18 protein-coding genes are annotated in these 18,595 nt (G+C 64.9%); 6 read left to right on the top strand and 12 right to left on the bottom strand.

The window, feature by feature from the left end:
- Window positions 1-4: 4 nt before the first annotated feature.
- Together QUV25_RS15550 and QUV25_RS15555 are read right to left on the bottom strand one after the other, a co-directional pair.
- A complete protein-coding gene (locus tag QUV25_RS15550; RefSeq protein ID WP_300865285.1) occupies window positions 5-1,186 on the bottom strand; it encodes a DUF4382 domain-containing protein in 1,182 nt (393 codons plus the stop codon).
- Window positions 1,183-2,031 carry a DUF6502 family protein gene (locus QUV25_RS15555; RefSeq protein WP_300865287.1) on the bottom strand — a complete coding sequence of 283 codons (849 nt, stop codon included), beginning with the start codon at window positions 2,029-2,031 and terminating at the stop codon, window positions 1,183-1,185. The genes QUV25_RS15550 and QUV25_RS15555 overlap by 4 nt, the downstream gene beginning before the upstream one ends.
- A gap of 191 nt (window positions 2,032-2,222) precedes the next feature.
- On the opposite strand from QUV25_RS15555, the gene QUV25_RS15560 reads away from it, so the two are divergent.
- Window positions 2,223-2,474: a DUF3297 family protein gene (locus QUV25_RS15560; RefSeq protein ID WP_300865289.1), complete on the top strand. Its 252-nt coding sequence runs from the start codon at window positions 2,223-2,225 to the stop codon at window positions 2,472-2,474.
- 24 nt (window positions 2,475-2,498) lie between these two features.
- Here QUV25_RS15560 and QUV25_RS15565 read toward each other — a convergent pair whose 3' ends face one another.
- Window positions 2,499-2,810, bottom strand: coding sequence for a hypothetical protein (locus QUV25_RS15565; RefSeq protein WP_300865290.1), 312 nt, complete (start codon window positions 2,808-2,810; stop codon window positions 2,499-2,501).
- A gap of 223 nt (window positions 2,811-3,033) precedes the next feature.
- Here QUV25_RS15565 and QUV25_RS15570 point away from each other — a divergent pair, with 223 nt between their 5' ends.
- On the top strand, window positions 3,034-4,497 hold the full coding sequence (locus QUV25_RS15570; RefSeq protein ID WP_300865291.1) for a DUF3179 domain-containing (seleno)protein: 1,464 nt from the start codon (window positions 3,034-3,036) through the stop codon (window positions 4,495-4,497).
- Here QUV25_RS15570 and QUV25_RS15575 read toward each other — a convergent pair.
- Together QUV25_RS15575 and QUV25_RS15580 are read right to left on the bottom strand one after the other, a co-directional pair.
- Window positions 4,473-5,981, bottom strand: a complete 1,509-nt coding sequence (locus QUV25_RS15575; RefSeq protein WP_300865293.1) for a YdiU family protein — start codon at window positions 5,979-5,981, stop codon at window positions 4,473-4,475. The two genes, QUV25_RS15570 and QUV25_RS15575, sit on opposite strands and share 25 nt — an antisense overlap.
- A gap of 10 nt (window positions 5,982-5,991) precedes the next feature.
- Entirely contained in the window at window positions 5,992-6,564 is a 573-nt protein-coding gene (locus QUV25_RS15580) for an MOSC domain-containing protein (RefSeq protein ID WP_300865295.1), read from the bottom strand.
- A 53-nt stretch (window positions 6,565-6,617) separates the two neighbouring features.
- Between QUV25_RS15580 and QUV25_RS15585 the strand changes: the two genes are divergently transcribed.
- Window positions 6,618-7,253, top strand: coding sequence for a 3'-5' exonuclease (locus QUV25_RS15585; protein WP_300865297.1), 636 nt, complete (start codon window positions 6,618-6,620; stop codon window positions 7,251-7,253).
- On the opposite strand, the gene QUV25_RS15590 is transcribed toward QUV25_RS15585, so the two are convergent.
- Window positions 7,234-7,749: a hypothetical protein gene (locus tag QUV25_RS15590; protein WP_300865298.1), complete on the bottom strand. Its 516-nt coding sequence runs from the start codon at window positions 7,747-7,749 to the stop codon at window positions 7,234-7,236. The two genes, QUV25_RS15585 and QUV25_RS15590, sit on opposite strands and share 20 nt — an antisense overlap.
- Window positions 7,750-7,893: 144 nt before the next feature.
- Between QUV25_RS15590 and QUV25_RS15595 the strand changes: the two genes are divergently transcribed.
- Window positions 7,894-8,991 carry a 3-deoxy-7-phosphoheptulonate synthase gene (locus QUV25_RS15595; RefSeq protein WP_300865299.1) on the top strand — a complete coding sequence of 366 codons (1,098 nt, stop codon included), beginning with the start codon at window positions 7,894-7,896 and terminating at the stop codon, window positions 8,989-8,991.
- Between the two features lie 109 nt (window positions 8,992-9,100).
- A complete protein-coding gene (locus tag QUV25_RS15600) occupies window positions 9,101-9,904 on the top strand; it encodes an SDR family oxidoreductase (protein ID WP_300865301.1) in 804 nt (267 codons plus the stop codon).
- 23 nt (window positions 9,905-9,927) lie between these two features.
- Here the strand turns inward: QUV25_RS15600 and infA are convergent, their stop codons facing one another.
- The 3 genes from infA to QUV25_RS15615 form a co-directional block, all read right to left on the bottom strand.
- A complete protein-coding gene (infA, locus tag QUV25_RS15605) occupies window positions 9,928-10,182 on the bottom strand; it encodes a translation initiation factor IF-1 (RefSeq protein ID WP_056265133.1) in 255 nt (84 codons plus the stop codon).
- Window positions 10,183-10,199: 17 nt separating this feature from the next.
- Window positions 10,200-10,475 (bottom strand): hypothetical protein, encoded by a 276-nt coding sequence (locus tag QUV25_RS15610; protein ID WP_300865303.1) that lies wholly within the window; start codon window positions 10,473-10,475, stop codon window positions 10,200-10,202.
- Between the two features lie 559 nt (window positions 10,476-11,034).
- Entirely contained in the window at window positions 11,035-12,738 is a 1,704-nt protein-coding gene (locus tag QUV25_RS15615) for an AarF/UbiB family protein (RefSeq protein WP_300865305.1), read from the bottom strand.
- A gap of 94 nt (window positions 12,739-12,832) precedes the next feature.
- On the opposite strand from QUV25_RS15615, the gene QUV25_RS15620 reads away from it, so the two are divergent.
- Entirely contained in the window at window positions 12,833-13,792 is a 960-nt protein-coding gene (locus QUV25_RS15620) for a prenyltransferase (protein ID WP_300865307.1), read from the top strand.
- A 269-nt stretch (window positions 13,793-14,061) separates the two neighbouring features.
- On the opposite strand, the gene QUV25_RS15625 is transcribed toward QUV25_RS15620, so the two are convergent.
- From QUV25_RS15625 to QUV25_RS15635, 3 genes are all read right to left on the bottom strand, one after another.
- Complete coding sequence (locus tag QUV25_RS15625) at window positions 14,062-16,740, bottom strand: bifunctional acetate--CoA ligase family protein/GNAT family N-acetyltransferase (protein ID WP_300865309.1); 2,679 nt, start codon at window positions 16,738-16,740, stop codon at window positions 14,062-14,064.
- 116 nt (window positions 16,741-16,856) lie between these two features.
- Window positions 16,857-17,783, bottom strand: coding sequence for a histone deacetylase family protein (locus tag QUV25_RS15630; RefSeq protein ID WP_300865310.1), 927 nt, complete (start codon window positions 17,781-17,783; stop codon window positions 16,857-16,859).
- A 197-nt stretch (window positions 17,784-17,980) separates the two neighbouring features.
- Window positions 17,981-18,568, bottom strand: coding sequence for a Spy/CpxP family protein refolding chaperone (locus QUV25_RS15635; protein ID WP_300865312.1), 588 nt, complete (start codon window positions 18,566-18,568; stop codon window positions 17,981-17,983).
- Window positions 18,569-18,595 lie beyond the last annotated feature (27 nt).

The raw sequence follows: 18,595 nt of genomic DNA on the forward strand, positions 1-18,595 counted from the left end.
TCGCTCAGGGAAAGCTGAACAGGATGCTGGGCGGCAGGGCGCCTGTATCGATGGACTGCGACTGGGGTGGTGAGCCGTCCAGCGACGCCTGCAGTGTGTACAGGCCGGCGATGGCCGCATCCGGGGTAAAGGCGTAGGCCGTGGTGGCGTTGGCGACATACGCCGTGCTCGCCGGCGCCGCGTCGGGCAGCACTGTCTCGAACAGGCCCGTGTCGGCATCCACCGAGGCCCAGGCCACTTCGACGGTGGGGCCACCGGTCAGGCTCTGCAGCGCGCGGACGGTTGCGGTGGTGGGGGTGACGGTACCTGTGACCGTGGTCGAGGTGGACGGCTGCGGCAGGAAGGCGAAGCTGGTGGAGTTCACCGTGGTGATCGAGGTGGCCACAACCGGCACCCCGGTCATCACCGCAGTGACGCGTTCGGCTGCGCGGATCACCAGGTCGTAGGTGCCGACTGGCACGGGATACAACACGAACGTGCCACTGGCATCGGGCACGGTGGCCTTGATCGGCACGCCGCCCTGTTGCACCGAGACAGTGGTGGACCCATTGGCAATCGCGGTGTCTACATAGCCCACCACACGCAGACCAGCGTCTGAAAGCCGCGGAATCACGCTGATGACCGGCTTCAGGTTGTACTGGCCCGAATTGCCGCGCCTGACCACCGATTTGCAGGCGTCGAAGTCGATGACGAAGTCGGCCAGTTCCCCGGCAGCCACGTCCATGTTCACGTTCAGCTTGAGGCCGCTTTGTTGTCCGCTTGGGGTGGCGAGCGGTGTTTCGACGCCACCGGTAGGGATGACGGAGTTGGCAAAGGGCGTTGCGCCGCTGTTGGCGGCGAGCACCAGGCGCATCTGGGTGTACTTGCCAGCGGGCAGCGAGGTCTCGCCCAGCTCCTCCAGAATGCCGTTGGTCAAGGTGAGCAGATCGACCCGCTTGGCTGGGTTGAGCACCACTTCGGACCACCCGCCATCCCCTTCGTTTGCATCGGACGACTGGTTCACCCGCACTTTCTCGATCGTGATGTTGACCTCGTCGTAACCGCAGGCTGGCGCGTCGGTGAGCGACAGGCGCATCACGCCGGTACCGCTGATGCCGCCGTCGCCGCCACCGCCACAACCCACCAGCCCGATGAGCAGGGCCGCCGCTGTAGCGGCGAGCGCCGTGTGAATGGTCTTGATCTTCATGACGGTTCTCCTGTGTGTCGGATCGGGTCTGACGGGGATTCTTCAAAGTAATAGATGCCCAGGCCGACGCGAGCGCCGGCCGGGCTGGCGTCGCCGGGTGCGGGTGCGCCATCGACATCGCTGAGCCATTGGTCCAGTTTTTCCAGCACCGCCTGCGCCTGCTCGGCGCTCAGCGCACGAAAGGCGGGCAGGGCATGCGCCGGCACGCCGCGGTACATGACCTTGCGCTGGAAACGCGGAGCCTGACCGGACTGGTGCAGGTTGTGGTCGATGGTCTCAATCAGGTCGGCCACGTCAGAACCCAGCATGTCCACCATTTCGCGTGCGCCCTGGCGCGGCACATAGCCGCGGGCAAGCAAGGCGATCAGGCCGTCGGCCTGTTGCTGCACCGCACCGACGCGCACCAGCTCGTCCAGCACTGCGCGGGTCGGCATGTCGCCGCTGTGGCGCTTGACCAGGGCAGCAAAACCCTGGTCACCTTCCACCGCCAGCGGGCGGGGTTGGCCTTGAGCGTCGTGGAAATCGGCATCACGCAGCCAGCCGGTGAGCACCCGCGCGGCGCGGTTGCGGCGCTCGGCGGTGCCGTCGTCCTCAGGCGCCGGGGCCTGCACCAGACGCTGGACTTCCTTGCGCGTCAGGCCGGATAGGATGGAGGCGCGCGAGACCGAAGGCTTCTTCCCCGGAATGCCGAAATCGCGCAACGCAACATCCACATAAGTGCGTTTGGCCACGTCTTCGAACGCCCGGTAGGACTTGCCGTGGCGCAGCAACACCCGAAACAGCGGGCGCAGAAGACGGACCACGGCCCGGTCGATCGCGCGTTCCAACAGATTGGTTGAATCCATTTTTGGGACCATATTCCCAAATCTCGGCCAAGTCTGTAAGTAGTCGTAACACGGGACACACCCATCGCGTTCAGCTGGACTGGAAACACAGACCGCATTTCGGCGACACTGGTTGGCATTTCCCGCTGCGCTGACCGACCCTCGACCTGACCCGCAGCTTCAGCATCCGCTCGCCGACCCCTCGTCCGACCATGACCGACACCATCCCCGACCGCCCCGCCTTGCCCGATCGCCTGTCCATCGACGAGCGCAGCCCTCACCATGTGGCGGCGGTGTTTGAGCACGATGTGGGCATTCGCTTCAACGGAAAAGACCGACTGGACGTGGTGGAGTACTGCGTCAGTGAAGGCTGGGTGCGGGTCCCGGCGGGCAAGACGCTGGACCGCAAGGGCAACCCCCTGCTGATCAAGCTGAGTGGAACGGTGGAGGCGTTTTACCGCTGAAGGCGCGGGCGCTGATGCGCTCGGTCAGGCGGTGGCCGGCGCGGAGGACCAGCCCGAAGGGTCGCTGCGCCGCTTGCTGGCGGGCGCGGGCTGCTGCAGCGCTTCGAGTTCGGCGATGAGCAGATCGATCTGCACCAAAAAGACCTCGCGGCTTTGGTGCGGGCTTTCGGTGATCAGCCTCGACGCCTGTTCGGCCAGCACGTGTCGGCCAGCTTCGCGCGCCCAGCGGCGCACATCGCAATAAGCCACGAACGCCAGCCGCCCCAGATCGCCGCGTTTGCGGGCGTGGTGCAGGTCGGCGAGCAAATCGTCCAGACCCCATTGACTGTTCATCATTGCGGGCTCCATGTTGCAGTGCAGCACAGTCTCTCTCCAGCCCTGGACGGCTGTCAAGACTTTCTGATGGACGGTTCAGTCTAAAAACAGGGTTTTCTGAGGTCCAGACGCAGGTCCAGCAGGCGAAATCGCCGCGACAAAGTCCAAATGACACGTAAGACCTGAGCCTCCCAAGCGACTCCTGCGTTAGCGGTCACTTTCGAATTGACCCCAGGAGACTCTTATGGTTGCTTTTCCCGAACCGGTGTTCACGACGCCAGGAGCAGCGTTTCGACGCCACCGGCGGTTCTGGCTGATTGGGTTGACACTGCTGGTGTCAAGCTGGTTGATACCCTGTGATGCGGCAGCGCAAAAACCCGGTGCCTCTGCACCGCTGGACAAGAAAGGCCAGACCTTCCCGGCCAGACCCACCGTTGGCAACGGTGCGCTGGCGCCCACAGCGCTGCAAGCGCTGGACCAGACCGTCAGCGAGCTGCGCCAGACGCGGTTTCCCTCCGCGGCAGTCAAGACACTGGGCGCCTCGGGCGACGCCCGCCTGGCCTGGGTGCTGCACGACCTGCTGCGCTTTGCCAACCGCCAGCACCTGCCCGAGCTGGTGACGGCCTTCGAAACGCTGACCGGCGCCGCGCTGCCACCAGACGCCTACACCGCCATGGGCGACCGCCTGCTGGCCTGGGACCTTCCCGCTCCGCCCGCCTACCGCGACATCAAACGCGATCTGTTTTTGCTGATCGAGCCGCGCTGGGCGCCCTTCTTCGCTGATGCCGACTCGCTGATCGACTGGCGCCAGGTGGGCTGGGGCGGCGTTTACATCGACGACCGGCCCGATGCGACCCGCGGTCAGAGCTGCCCGCGCGGCTGCATCCCGGCGCTGGACCAGCCGAGGGTGACCCCGGCCAGCGAAGGCGACTGGTATCCCGCCGGCGGCACCGTGTTCGGCATCGTCATCAACGGCGAGGCGCGCGCCTACCCGAAGCACATCATGGAAGTGCATGAAATGGTGAACGACACGCTGGGTGGGCGGCGGATAGGGATCCCCTACTGCACGCTGTGCCTTTCAGCCCAGGCGTACTTCACCGACCGAGTGCCGGGCTTTTCGCCGCTGCTGCGCACCTCGGGACTGCTGTCTCGCTCCAACAAACTGATGTACGACGTGAAGAGTGGTTCGGTGGTGGACACCTTCACTGGGCGTGCGCTGTCCGGGCCGATGCGCCAGGCTGGCCTGACGCTGCCGCAGACCACGGTGGTCGTCACCACCTGGGCGGCCTGGCGCGAGGCTCATCCGCGCACCACCCTGATCGCACAAGACGGCGGCATCGGCCGCAGCTACCCGCTCAACCCGCTGGGTGGGCGCGACGACCAGGGGCCGATCTTTCCGGTGGGCGACGTCGATCCGCGGCTGCCGGTGCACGAGGTGGTGATCGGCGTGACCAGCCCCCGGGGCCAGGCGCTGGCGTTTCCGCGCGCGACGGTGCAGCTCGCACTGGCGGCCGGCGAACAGGTGATGCTGGATGGCGTGACGGTACGCAGCGAAGGCGGCGGGCTTCGCGCCTACGTGGGCCAGCGCGAGGCGACCAGTCAGCAGGCGTTCTGGTTTGCCTGGAGCCAGTTCAAGCCGGGTACCCAGATCTGGGCGCGCGGCGCTGACACCAGCGCGGGCGCTCAGGTGCCGCAGAAGGTGCGGTAGCCGGCCATGGCGCCAGCCGGTGCGGGCGACGCGAAAGCGTCAAGCCCGCTGCGGGCGTCGAACGGCCGCTGCAGCACGGTGATCAGGCGCTCGAACGGTGCCTGATCGCCCTGCTCCACGGCAGCGGCGAGCGCAGCTTCCACCAGGTGGTTGCGCGGAATGTAGAGCGGGTTGGCCAGGCGCATTTGCTCGACCAGTTCGGGCGCTGCGTCACCAGTCGGTGCGCAACGCGCTTGCCACCGGGCAAGCCAGGCGTCCAAGGGCTCGGGTTCGCTGAACAGGCCGCGCAGCGCCGCGCGATCGCCGCCCACCGCCGCATCAGACAGGTGGCGAAACGCGAGCGTGAAGTCGGCGCGCTGGGTCTGCAGCAGGTCCAGCCAGCCGTTCATCAGCGCTTCGTCTTGCGGCTCTTCGCCCTGAAGCCCCAGCTTGCGGCGCAGCTCGGCTTGCCAGTGGTGCTGGTAGCGCTCGGGGAAGGCGTTGACGACCTCAGTGGCCAAGGCGACGGCGGTGTCGGCGTCTTCGGACAGCATCGGCAGCAAGGTTTCGGCCAGGCGGGCCAGATTCCACTGCGCAATGCCGGGCTGGTTGCCGTAAGCGTAGCGACCCTGGCGGTCGATGGAGCTGAAGACAGTGGCGGGATCGTAGGCGTCCATGAAGGCGCACGGACCGTAGTCGATGGTCTCGCCCGAGATCGTCATGTTGTCGGTGTTCATCACGCCATGGATGAAACCCACACCTATCCAGCGCGCGATCAGCGCGGCCTGCCGTTCGCTCACCGCGCGCAGCAGAGCCAGGTAAGGCTGCTCACTGCCCACCAGCGCTGGGTCGTGGCGCGCGATCGCGTAATCGGCCAAGGTCTTGAGCTGTTCGGGTGTGCCCCGGGTGGCGAAAAACTGGAACGTGCCCACGCGCAGGTGGCTGGCGGCCACACGGGTGAGCACGGCGCCCGGAAGCGGGCCGGCTTCGCGCAACACGTGCTCGCCGGTGGCCACCGCGGCCAGTGCGCGGGTGGTGGGAATGCCCAGGGCGTGCATGGCCTCGCCCATCAGGTACTCGCGCAGCACCGGACCGAGCACGGCCTTGCCGTCGCCGCCGCGCGAAAAGGGGGTGCGGCCCGAGCCTTTGAACGCGATATCTCGCCGCTGGCCATGGATGTCGATGACTTCACCGAGCAGCAGCGCGCGGCCGTCACCCAGCTGCGGCGAGAAGCCGCCGAACTGGTGACCGGCGTAAGCCTGGGCGATGGGCGTGGCACCCTGGGGCAACTGGTTGCCCGAGAACACCGCCGCTCCCAGTGGGCCTTCGAGCGCATCGACATCGAGGGCAAGCTCGGTGGCCAGCGCGCGATTGAACTTCAGCAACACCGGCGCAGGCACCTGGGCGGCCTGCCACGGCGCGTAGAAACCGTCGAGCGCGCGGGCGTAGCTGTTGTCAAAGCGGAATCCCGCGGTGGCGGTGAGTTCAGTCGTGTCGGTGCTCATGCCCACAGTGTCAGCCATTTGCCTTGTCGGAGGCGCTGGCAGGGTTGAGAACCTCGCTGAGCAGGGGCCCTGGACGCAGCGTGTCACCCACGCGGATCAGCCCGCCGCGCAGGATGCGCGCAGTGAGACCGCCCAGACCACGCATCGCGTTGTAGCCGCCAGCACCCAACGCCGCTTCCATGCGCGAGCAGGGGTCGCAAGGGTCGGTGACGTCGATCAGCACTTCATCCCCGATGTGCCAGACACAACGAGCATCGGCAAACGGCGAACGCAGGGCCAGCAGGTTGATGCCGCTGACCACGAGGTTGCGGCGCAGCAGCGCGGGATCGATCTTGTCGTGGCCCGTCCAGGCGGCGAGGGTGGCGAGGTGCTCGGCCTGAAACAGCGTGATCTCCCGTTTGTGGTTGGCACCTGGGCTGCGCTCACGCTGGCCATAGCGGTCGCCCGCCAGGCCCTGGCCCGGTGTGGCCAGGGCCTGCGGCACCTGGCGCAGGGCGCCAGCGCGCTCAACGCGCAACCAGATCGATGCGATACGACCCACCCGTGGGTGGCTGTCGGTGAGTTCGCGCAAGGGCGGTGTCATTCGCGCAGTGTCGCTCAGGGCGCCTCACCGCGTCTGACACAATGCCGGCCAGCATGAGCCGCATCGCTGTCATCGACTTTGAAACCACTGGCATGTCGCCCGCGCTGGGCGACCGCGCCACCGAAATCGCCATTGTCCTGCTGGAGCGCGGGGAGGTGGTGGACCGGTTTCAGAGCCTGATGAACGCGGGCGTGCACATCCCGGCCTTCATCACCCAGCTCACCGGCATCAGCAACGCCATGGTGGCTTCGGCGCCTCGCGCGCAGAGCGTGATGAGCGAAGCGGCGCGCTTCGTGGGCGACGCGCCGATGGTGGCGCACAACGCGGCATTCGACCGCCGCTACTGGCAAGCCGAGCTGGCGCTGGCCGGGCTGGCCGCGCCTCAGGCTTTTGCCTGCACCGTGATGCTCTCGCGCCGCCTCTACCCCGAGGCACCCAGCCACAAGCTGGGCGCGCTGGTGCAGCGGCTGCGGCTGCCGCAGACCGGGGCGGCGCACCGTGCAATGGTTGATGCAGAAATGGCGGCGGCCCTGCTCACGCAGATACAACACGATCTGCGCGTGCGCCATAGGGTGGCCGAACCCGACCACCGGTTTCTGATGAGGCTACAAGCCTGCAGCCGGGCAGCGATGCCTCGCTGGCTGGCGCGCCAGGCGGTTGCCGATGCGCTCAGTGCAGAGGCACCGTGAAGCGCATCAGCAGCATGGAGTCGCGTGCACCGCGCGGAGGCAACAAGCCGAGATTCACCCGGACCAGCTCGCCCTCATAGGACGCGGTCGGGAATGTGGCCCAGGTGGTGCCCGCAGGCGAGCCAGGCAGATCCGTCATCAAGCCCAGCGAAGCCCCCAGGTGCCAGGCGCCCAGCGAGAGTGGTTGCCAGCTCAGGCTGGGGCGTTCACCGGTGTGCGACAGGTTGAACGCCTCGCCCCCAAACCGCAACGAAAAGTCAGGCGGGCTCAGGCGCCAACTCCAGACGGGGGTGGCGGGCAAGGCTGTGATCCGCGTCCAGACCCATTCACCGCGGCCGCGAAACGGCAGCGAGGCCGGGGCCGAGAGCTGCAACGCATCTGTGTTGGAAGGGCGCAGACCGGAAGCGGCCCCGCTCGGCTCCAGCGCCTGCACACCCGGTGCGCAAGTGAGCAGCATGGACAGCATCGCTGCTGCCTTGAAAACGCCTGCCTGCATGATCACCTCCCTCTTTGGAAACACCGGATGACGATGGTGGATCCGACCGACATTGCAATGTCCTGTCTGGGGATCGGCGGCAGTGGCGGGGCGCCTAAGCGGTCATTTGTCAGACAATCCCTGGATTTGTCACGAGATGTCTGCATGAGCCCCCACGTTGCCAGCACCAAGCCTTTGTCCACCCACGACACCACCCGCATCGACGACACCCGCATCGGCGCAGTGCGCCCGCTGATCACGCCGGCCTTGCTGCAGGAGTGGCTGCCAGCACCCGACGCCGCGCAGGCGCTGGTGGAACAAAGCCGCTCGGCCATTTCCGCCGTGCTGCACGGGCGCGATGACCGGCTGGTGGTGGTGGTCGGGCCTTGCTCCATCCACGACCACGACCAGGCGATCGACTACGCAAAGCGGCTCAAGCAGACAGCCGACACCCTGGCTGAGGACTTGATCGTGGTGATGCGCGTGTACTTCGAGAAGCCGAGGACCACCGTGGGCTGGAAGGGCTACATCAACGACCCGCACCTGGATGGCAGCTTCGCGATCAACGAAGGGCTGGAACTGGCGCGCCGACTGTTGCTGGATGTGCTGAGCATCGGACTGCCGGTGGGCACTGAGTTTCTTGACCTGCTCTCACCGCAGTTCATCAGCGATCTGGTGAGCTGGGGCGCGATCGGCGCTCGCACCACGGAGAGCCAGAGCCACCGACAGCTCGCCAGCGGCCTTTCGTGCCCGGTGGGTTTCAAGAACGGAACCGACGGCGGCGTGAAGGTCGCAAGCGACGCGATCCAGGCCGCAGGCGCACAACACGCCTTCATGGGCATGACCAAGATGGGCCAGGCCGCCATTTTCGAAACGCGTGGCAATGCCGACTGCCACATCATCCTGCGCGGTGGGCCAAAACCCAACTACAGCGCGGCTGATGTGAACGAGGCCTGCGCTCTGCTCAGGACAACAGGCCTGCGCGAGCAGGTGATGGTGGATGTGTCGCACGCCAACAGCAGCAAACAACACCGCCGCCAGATCGAGGTAGCCGGTGCCGTGGCGCAGCAAATCGCCGCAGGTGACACGCGCATCGTGGGCGTCATGGTGGAGAGTCACCTGCAGGAAGGTCGACAGGACATCGTGCCGGGTGAGGTGCTCAAGCCAGGCGTGAGTGTCACCGACGCCTGCATTGGCTGGGAGCAGACGCAGCCCGTGCTGCAAGGACTGGCCGAAGCGGTTCGCCAGCGCCGCGCCGGCTGAGCGCTGACTGTCAGTTCTGGCAGGTGCGCGGCCGATTCGCGCGCGCGATAGGCGTTCAATGGCGTGCTCAAGCGGTCTCGACGGGAGATCGCACACACAAGGGACGGACATGGGGCCAATCGATCTCAAAGGGCGCACCGCGCTGGTGACGGGTGCAGCCCGTGGGCTCGGCGCTGGGATGGCGCGCGCACTGGCGAAGGCGGGCGCGGCGGTCATGGTGAGCGATGTGCTGGAGGTCGAAGGACGGGCCACTGCGCAAGCGCTGATCGACAGCGGCGCGCGGGCAGGGTTTGTGCCGCTGGATGTGCGCGACGAAGCGCAATGGCTGATCGCCATCGACCACACACTGGCGAGCTTTGGCGGCTTCGACATCCTGGTCAACAATGCCGGTATCGAAGTCACGGCCTTGGTAAGTGAAGTCGATATCGCCGGGTTGCGCAACATGCTGGACGTGAACGTCGTGGGCACTGCGCTGGGACTGAAGTACGCATTTCGAACGATGCGTCCAGGTGGCGCAGCGGGCCAGGGTGGCGCGGTGGTCAACGTGGCTTCTGTGGCCGCCACGATCGCGTTCCCGGCAATCGCTGGCTACTCGGCCACCAAATCGGCTGTGGACCGGCTCACGCGGGTTGCCGCCATGGAATCGGGCAAGCTGGGCTTCGGTGTGCGGGTGAACTGCGTCTACCCAGGGCTGGTACCGACCGACATGGGGATGAAGCTGGCCAACGATGTGGTGACCGCTGGCCTGTTCCCTTCGGCGCAAGCGGCGGTGCAAGCCATCGTCAGCCAGACGCCGCTGGGACGCCTGGGGACAGTCGACGACATGGCCGACGCGGTGGTGTTCCTGTGTTCGGACGCCTCGCGCTTCATCACCGGCGCGGGCTTGCCGGTGGATGGCGGCATGGGCATGTAATCGCCTGGGCCGCCAGGCTCAACTCAGCGCGGCTTGCGCGGCACCATCGGGCCGCGGCCCTCGATGTGGCGGAAGTTGATGCGGCCTTTGGTGAGGTCGTAGGGCGAGAGTTCGAGCGAAACCCGGTCACCCGCAAGGATGCGGATGTGGTTCTTCTTCATCTTGCCGGCGGAATAAGCAATCAGCTGGTGACCGTTGTCCAGCGTCACGCGAAAACGCGTGTCGGGCAGCACCTCGTTGACGATGCCCATCATGTCGATCAGTTCTTCTTTGGCCATATGAGGCTCCTTCAGGTTCAGAAACGGATAGGGTGGGACGGCGAAAGTGCCGCACTGGGGTAGGGTTGCTGGCCGCGCGCACGTTGCGCAGCGTTCACCCAGTCGACGCCTTGCGCGACCGCGTAGCGGGCAGCGGCTTCAAAGGTGGGGAAATCATCCACGAAACGCATCACGCGGTCGGTACAGGCGCTGCCCGAGCCACTGGCGATGGACACCTGGGAGGCGAAACGCCCACCGGGCAGGGCGCGAGGGCAGGCGGCAATGCGGTACTTGCCCAGAGACAGGGAAGACAAATGCGAGGAAGCAGAAACAGAAACGGAAATCGGTTGAATCATCAAAAACATCGGATGGCTGGGCGCTGCAGCGTTGGACGCTGGCTGGCGCTACAGCCTTAAAAAAAACACATGGGCAGCCCCTGGGTGCCGGGTACCCGACTGACTTGGCCGAACGAAGCCAGACCGATCATGGCCAGACATCGCGCGGTGACCAGACCATGGCAGCGGTCCGGACAACAGCAGGGAAAACAGCCACCTCGCTGTGAGAGAGCAGGTGACTCGCGCCATGGTGGGGCTGGATCGGCGACCCCTCTGCCAGGGGCGGCGCGCCGTTGCCAAAAGGCAGGGACACGGCCAATCGCCCAAGGCGAACCATTTAATGTACCACCATGTGGAAAAATTGGCTAGGAGCCTGCGCGGCTTAAGGCATCGAAGCGAAACTGAACAAAACCGGTGATTGCGAGGTGATACCGTGAAGCCCCGTGTGTCCGCCTGGGCTCGGGAGGTAGAAGCGTGCGAAACCGATTTCTCGTCAGTTGCAGCAATGCGCCTTCTGCCGCGCAGAATCCTGGCCTTGTCAGGCGCCCGGCCCCACGTCCCGCCCCCGGCTGCTGCGCCAGATCGCGCGCACCAGCCACAGCCCACCCACAAAGGCGCTGGCAAAACCCAGCAGGCCAAACGCCGGCAGTCCAAACAGAGTGGGGCCACCCTGCACCGTCATGACGATGCTGGAGCCGATGATGAGTGCGGCAATCACCAACGCCATGGTCAGGCGGTTGGCCGCGCGGTCGATCTGATCGCCCACTCGTTTCAGGTGGGCGAGTTCGATGCCGACCTGCACCCTACCGCGGCGGGCGTTGCGCAACAGGCGCGAGATATCGTGAGGCAGCTGCTCGGCCACGGCCAGGGTACGGCGCAGGGTTTTCCAGCCGCGAGCTGCCACTGCGCGCGGCCGATAGCGGGCGCGCACCACGCGCTGGAGCATGGGCAGGGCCTCGGTTGTCATGTGAAAGCCCGGGTCCAGCCCGCGGCCCATGCCTTCCAGGGTGATGAAAGCTTTGATGAGCAAGGCCATGTCCGAAGGCAGGGCCAAGTGATGGTCGCGCAGCAGTGCGGTCACGTCGGCCAGCATCTGGCCCAGATTGAGCTGAGCCAGCGGCACGCCGTGGTACTGGTCGACAAAGATTTCTATCTCGTTTTCCAGCAGCACCAGGTTGATGCCGTGCTCGTCGCCGGTCCAGTCCAACAGAACATCGGCCACCGCCTGGGCATGGCGCTCGACCAGTCCGAGCAGAAGATTGAGGAGTTCTTCGCGCCGGCGCTCCGAGAGCCGGCCGACCATGCCGAAATCAATAAAGGCGATGCGGTTGCCTTCCAGATAGAACACATTGCCCGGGTGGGGGTCGGCGTGGAAAAAGCCGTCTTCGACGATCATTTTGAGCACCGCCTGGCTGCCGCGCTGGGCCAGCAATGAGCGGTTTAGACCACGTGCATCCAGTTCGGCCAGCGCATGGCCTGGCACACCACCGACGAAGTCCTGCACATTGACCCGTTCGTGTGTCAGCGACCAATGCACGCGGGGTACCACGATCCAGGGCAGGCTGGCCAGGTTGGCCGCGATGCGCTCAGCGCTGCGGCACTCGCTGGCCAGATCCAGTTCGCGGCGCAGCGAACGCGACAACTCGCGCACGATTTGCTGCAGGCGGTAGGGCCTCAGGTGGGGCAGCTCGGCGTCTGCCAGCACTGCCAGACGGCCGAGCAATCGAAGATCGGCTTCGATGATGTCGCCCACGCCGGGCCGCCGAATTTTCACCACCACTTCGGTGCCGTCGTGCAGCTGCGCTCGATGCACCTGCGCGATGGAAGCCGCTGCCAGCGGCTCTGCATCGAAGCGTGCAAAAACAGTTTCCGGCTCACCGCCCAGATCCTCACGCAGTTGAGGTCGCAGGGTTTCCAGCGGCACTGCGGGCACATGGCTGTGCAGCTTTTCGAATTCAGCGATCCATTCAGGACCGAACAGGTCTGCCCGGCCAGCGAGGATCTGACCGAGTTTGACGAAAGTGGGACCCAGTTCTTCAATCGCCAGCCGCACCTGCACCGGCGGCTCCAGCCGCGCCAGTTCTGCAGCATGATCCCAGCGCAAGGCGTGGCCAGCACGCTCCAGGCTGTCGGCAAGGCCGAGTCGGCGCACCGTATCACCAAAGCCATGGCGAATGAGCACACCCAGGATGGTGTTGAGCCTGCCCAAGTCGCGGGCCGCACCCAGCGTTTCGATCAACATGACCGAATGATAGGCCCGCTGCAGGCAACGATCTTGCGGCGGCTTGCGATTTCGCAAGGCACTGGCCAGACAGCTTGGCCACACTATCCAGGCCATGAATGCACTGCACAACGTCGATTCGGTACGACGCACCGGTTGGGCACAGGCCTGGCTCTGGTGGCGCATGACACGGCCAGGTTTCTTGTTGCTCACGGTGGTGGCCTGCGCCCTGGGTACGGCAACTGCCGCCGCCTGCGGATGCGGGCTGAGTCTTCCTCTGGCCGCTGCCTCCACAGTGCTGGCGGTACTGGTCCATGCGACCGGCAATGTGTTCAACGACCTGCACGACGCACGCAACGGTGCCGACGCAACCAACACCCAAGGCATCTCGCCATTCACGGGCGGCTCACGCCTGATTCAAACCGGGCAGGTGACGGAGCGGGAGACCGACGAACTGGCTAAGGGATTGCTGATTCTTCTGGTGCCGGCTGGTTTGTGGCTGGCCGCACACATTGGCAGCGGCAAGGTGCTGCTGCTCGGTGCAGCCGGTGTCGCGCTGGCCTGGGCCTATTCCGCGCCACCGTTGCGCCTGATGTCGCGCGGCCTGGGTGAACTGACCGTGGCACTGGTCTGGTTTCTGGTCGTCATCGGTGCTGACCTGGTGCAGCGCCAGCAGTGGTTTCTGATCCCGGCAAGTGTGGCGCTGAACTTCTCGGGGCTGGTGGCTGCGCTGTTGCTGATCAATGGCTTCGTTGATGCCAAAGCCGACGCCCGGGTGGGCAAACGCACGCTGGTGGTCTTGCTGGGACCCGACCGAGCCAGTCTCGTGTACCTGGCACTGGTCGTGAGCAGCCACTTGTGGCTTTGGATCAGCGTGATGTGGCTGATTCCACCAGCCGAAGCACTCTGGGGCCTGGTTTCAGCGCCACTGTCGCTGTTCGCAGCAGCCTTGCTCCGCCAAAACCGGTACCAACCCCAACGCCTGCGGCTGGCGCTCCAGTTGTCGGTAACGGCTGTACTGGTGCATGGCCTGGCCATGACGGCAGGCTTTGTCTCGCTGAGCTGGTACCGCTGAGGACAACACGCTCAGCGGCAAAAAGCTGTGTGTAACTTTTGAACAAGCAGAGGGTTATCCACAGGCGCGGCGAAATCACCGGATTTATCCCCAATCGCGGGAACAGGCAAATGGGTACTTTGAACAGGGTTGGCCGAAACGCAAGTTGCTGTCAGTCATCAAAAAAAGCGGTTTGTCCACAGCCGAAGGGCCCCTCTACTGCTACTACTAATCTGTATTAAAGAAATAAGAAGATAAGAGAGCAAAACAGAGAAACCCAAAAAATCCCGTCACAAAGCGTGACTGACCAGCTTGAAATCGGGATCGTCGGGATAAGGCTTGATCACAAACCCCAGGCCTTTCATCAACTTGAGCATGCCCGGATTGTTGGCCAGCACCAGGCCTTCGATTTCATCCAGGCCTTTGTCTCGGGCCTCTTCCATGATGCTCATCATCAGTCGCGAGCCCAGGCCCTTGCCGTTGAAGTCGTCGGCCACCACCAGCGAGAACTCGCAGCTGGCGAGATCTGGGTTGGTGATGTAGCGGGACACGCCCACAATGCGCTCAACCTCTCGCGTCTCGCCCTGCTCGCCGGTCTTGGTTTCGCGGTGGATGGCCACCAGTGCCATCTCGCGGTCATAGTCGATCAGGGTCAGGCGCGACAGCAGGGCTGGAGGCAGCTCCTTGAGCGAGGACACGAAGCGGAAATAGCGGCTCTCGGCCGAGAGGTTCTGTACGAGCTCCTGCAGCATCTGAGCATCGTCCGGGTGGATGGGTCGGATGGTGTATTCGCCGCCACCGCGCATGGGCCATATCTGCTCATAGCGCGCCGGGTACGGCAGGATGGCGAGGTGGGCGTAGTTGTGTGCGGAGGCCGGCGCGTTGTCGATCACGATGCGCGCATCGACCGCAACCGCACCAGACTCGTCAACGATGATGGGGTTGATGTCCATCTCGCGCAACTGAGGCAGCTCACAGGCCATTTCCGACACGCGCAGCAGCACATGCTCCAGCGCATCGCGATCGACCGCTGTGGCACCTCTCCAGTTGTCTAGCGTCTCGTTGACGCGTGAGCGCTCGATCAGGCGGCGCGCCAGGAACTGGTTGAAAGGCGGCAGGCCCATGGCCCGGTCATTGATGAGTTCGATCATGGTGCCTCCGGCACCGAAGGCGATCACTGGGCCAAACGGGTCATCGGTCACCAGACCGATGTAGAGCTCGCGTCCGCGCTTGTTGCTGGCCATCTTCTGGATCGTCACGCCGTTGATGCGGGCATCGGGCTGCAGCTTGCTCACAGCCTGGATCATGGTGTTGTAGACATCACGAACACCAACGGCATTCATCACATTGAGCGCCACACCATTGACGTCGCTCTTGTGGCTGATGTCGGGCGAGTCGATTTTGAGTGCGACGGGATAACCCAGCTGGGTGGCGATCATCATCGCCTCGTTGGCGCTGCGCGCCAGAATGGTGTGGGTGACCGGTATGTGAAAGGCCGATAACAAGGCCTTGGACTCCATTTCCGTCAGCACCTTGCGCCGCTCGGCCAGTACGTTTTCAATCAGCAGACGTGCGCCTTCCAGATCGGGCTTGGCCAGCGTGGACAGCGGTGGTGGTGTCTGCTGCAGCAGCTGCTGGTTCTGGTAGAAGCTGGCGATGTTGCCGAATGCACCAACCGCAGCCTCCGGGGTACGAAAGCTCGGGATATTGGCCTGGAACAGGACTTCGCGCGCTTCGCCTACCGATGCATCACCCATCCAGCAACACAGCAGTGGTTTGCTCAGGTGGCCATTGATGTCGCCAATCGCGCGAGCGATGCCGGCGGCGTCCACGCCAGCCTTGGGTGAATGCACCACCAAAATGCCGTCGATCTGCGGATCATGGCCCGCGGCATCGATGGCGCAGCGGTAATGTTCGGCGTTGGCTTCTTCCGAAAGATCGATGAGATCACTGAGCGATGCCAGTGGCGGCAGCTGGGCGCGCAGTTCGGCGGCTCTGGTGGCCGAGAGCTTGGCCAGCTGCAACCCGATTTCGCTTACCCAGTCGGCCGCCAGTACACCTGGACCACCTCCGTTGGTGATGATGGCCAGGCGCTTGCCCACAGGCCGGTAGCGCGAGGCCAGGCATTTGGCGGCCGAGAACAGCTCGACAAACGAACGCACCCGCACCGCACCGGCTCGTCGAAGAGCGGCTTCGAACACCTCGTCGCTGCCCACGATGGCCCCGCTGTGTGTTTGTGCAGCTTCATTGCCAGCCTGCTTGCGGCCCGCCTTGAGTACCACCACCGGTTTGGCGTTGGCAGCGGCGCGCAGCGCGCTCATGAAGCGGCGCGCGTTGGAAATGCCCTCCATGTAGACCACGATGCTGTGGGTCTGGGCATCCGAGGCCAGGAAGTCCAGCACCTGCGCCAGGTCGACCGCGGTGTTGGGGCCGAGTGAGACCACGGTGGAAAAACCTACCGAGTTCTGCTTCGCCCAGTCCAGGATGGATGAGGTGAGCGCACCCGATTGCGATACCAGGGCCAGCGGCCCGGGAGCAGCGAGGGGACCGGTGACGCTGGCGTTGAGGCCCAGTCGAGGGCGCTGGAAACCCATGCTGTTGGGGCCCAGCAGCTGCATGCCGTGGCGCCGAGCCACGCGGTGCATTTCCGCTGCCACATCGACAGGGATGCCGCTGCTGACCACCAGCGCGGCGCGGCACTTGATGCGCCCCGCCACCTCGAGCGCTTCGATCGCCTCGGCCGAGGGCAGGGCGATGATGGCCAGGTCGGCTCGGGTCTGAGCCAGATCGGCCAGGGTACCGGTGGTGTGAATGTCGAGGAACACCAGCACACCCTGGTAACGCTGGGCGGTAAGGGCCTCGACCAGGGCCTTGGCCTGGCTGGTCTGCTGCGCCGGGTCCTGGGACTTGCCCGCAAAAACGGCGATGGTCTCGGGCTGGAAGAGGGGGGTGAGGTAGTGTTGGTCCATCGGGGGAGGATCAGAAACCGGTGTAGGCCCCAGTGTCGCAGCTTGGCGTGGTCAGGGTGTGCCTGACGGTGGTACCTGATCGCAGCCGGAGGATCGCAGCGTGAAGCTTTTGGCGATCAATCGGCGCCTATCAGCACACGCACGTGTGCGGCCACGCTGCGGGCCAGGGGGCTGAGCACATAGCCGCCTTCCAGGCAGGAGACCACGCGGCCCTGGCAGTGCCGGTTGGCGATCTGCATGAGCTGGCGGGTGACCCATTCGTAGTCGGCCTCGACCAGGCCCAGGTTGCCCATGTCGTCTTCGCGGTGCGCATCGAAGCCAGCCGAGATGTAGATCAGCTGAGGCGCAAACGCATCGAGGGCGGGCAGCCAGTGCTGCGTCACGGCCTCGCGAAAGGCATCGCTGCCGCTGCGACTGGGCAGTCCGATGTTGACCATGTTGTCACCCACCGCCGATTCGCCGTTGAACGGGTACAGGCCCTTTTCAAAGATCGAGCACATGAGCACCCGCTCGTCGCCGCGCAGGATGTCTTCGCTTCCGTTGCCATGGTGCACGTCGAAATCGATCAACGCCACGCGCTGCAGACCATGCACATCCAGCGCATGGCGGATGCCGACAGCGACGTTGTTGAAAAAGCAGAAACCCATGGCGGCACTGCGTTCGGCATGATGGCCGGGTGGACGCACACTGCAGAAGGCGGTGCCTGCCTGACCACCCAGCACGAGATCGGTTGCTTCCACGGCGGCGCCGGCTGCGCGCAAGGCTGCATTGAGCGTGTGCGGGTTCATGTAGGTATCGGGGTCGATGGCGCGCAGGCCCTCTTTGGGCGCGGCATCGATGAGCTCGTTGACGTAGTTGGAGGCGTGTGCGCGGCCCAGCTGAGCCAGTGTGGCCAGCGGCGCGTCGTAAGGCACCATGTAGTCCAGTAGTCCCTTGACCAGCAGGTGGTCATTGATGGCTCCCAGGCGCTCGGGGCACTCGGGGTGGTCAGCGCCCATTTCGTGGCGTGCGCAGTCGGCGTGGGTGATGTAGGCGGACAGCATGGTCGGTTGTCTCCGGCAGTTTCTGGATTCTTCTGGTGTGACCCCAGGGTCGTCGGTGATCAATCTAGACCGGAATGCTGACGGCCACCTTGATCTGCGGCAAACCGCTGCCATGGTCGGGCGGCGCGGGGAGCTTGTAAAAACAAGACGAAAAAAAGCCCCGGCAGGCCGGGGCGTTGGTCAGTGGGAGCCGGAAATCAGCTGCGAGGCTGCATCGGCGCATCCTGCCCCATGCCGCCGCGATGGCCACCCTGGTGGTGGTGACCATGCCCGTGGCGGTGTTTGCCGCCCATGCTGGCGCGCATGAAGCCGTGACCCTGGTGGGTGTCAAAGACCTTCTGCTGGTCAGGTGTCAGGGCCGCGTAAAAGCTGCGGGTGGCGTCGAAGCGCTGTGTCATCTTGGCGGTGCGCTCGGTCTGGTGGGCTTGCATCTTGTCCAGCCGTTGAGGCGTGGTCAGTTTCGACCAGTCCTCGCGCTCACCGGTTTTGCCCATGCGCGGTTCGGGTGCGGTTCGGGCAAGAAAGGCGTTCCAGGCGGGCTCCTGCTCGGGCGTGAGCTTCAGGGCCTCTTTGAGCTGGGTCTGGCGATCGGCCATGCGTTGCTGCATCTTGGCCATGCGCTCGCCGGGGGCCATGGGCTTCATGTCGGCGCGTTGTGCCATGTGCTGGGCCACCAGCTGGGCGGGCGGTGCTTCGGCATGCTGGGCAAAGCTCAGGGCGGTGAAGCCTGCGAAGGCGGTGGCCAGGGTGGCGGCGATCAGGGTGCGTTGGGTCGAGGGTTTCATGCTCACTCCTTGGTATGGGTTTGGAAC

The sequence above is a fragment of the Hydrogenophaga sp. genome, assembly GCF_030373245.1.
In the GTDB taxonomy this organism is placed as follows: domain Bacteria; phylum Pseudomonadota; class Gammaproteobacteria; order Burkholderiales; family Burkholderiaceae_C; genus Hydrogenophaga.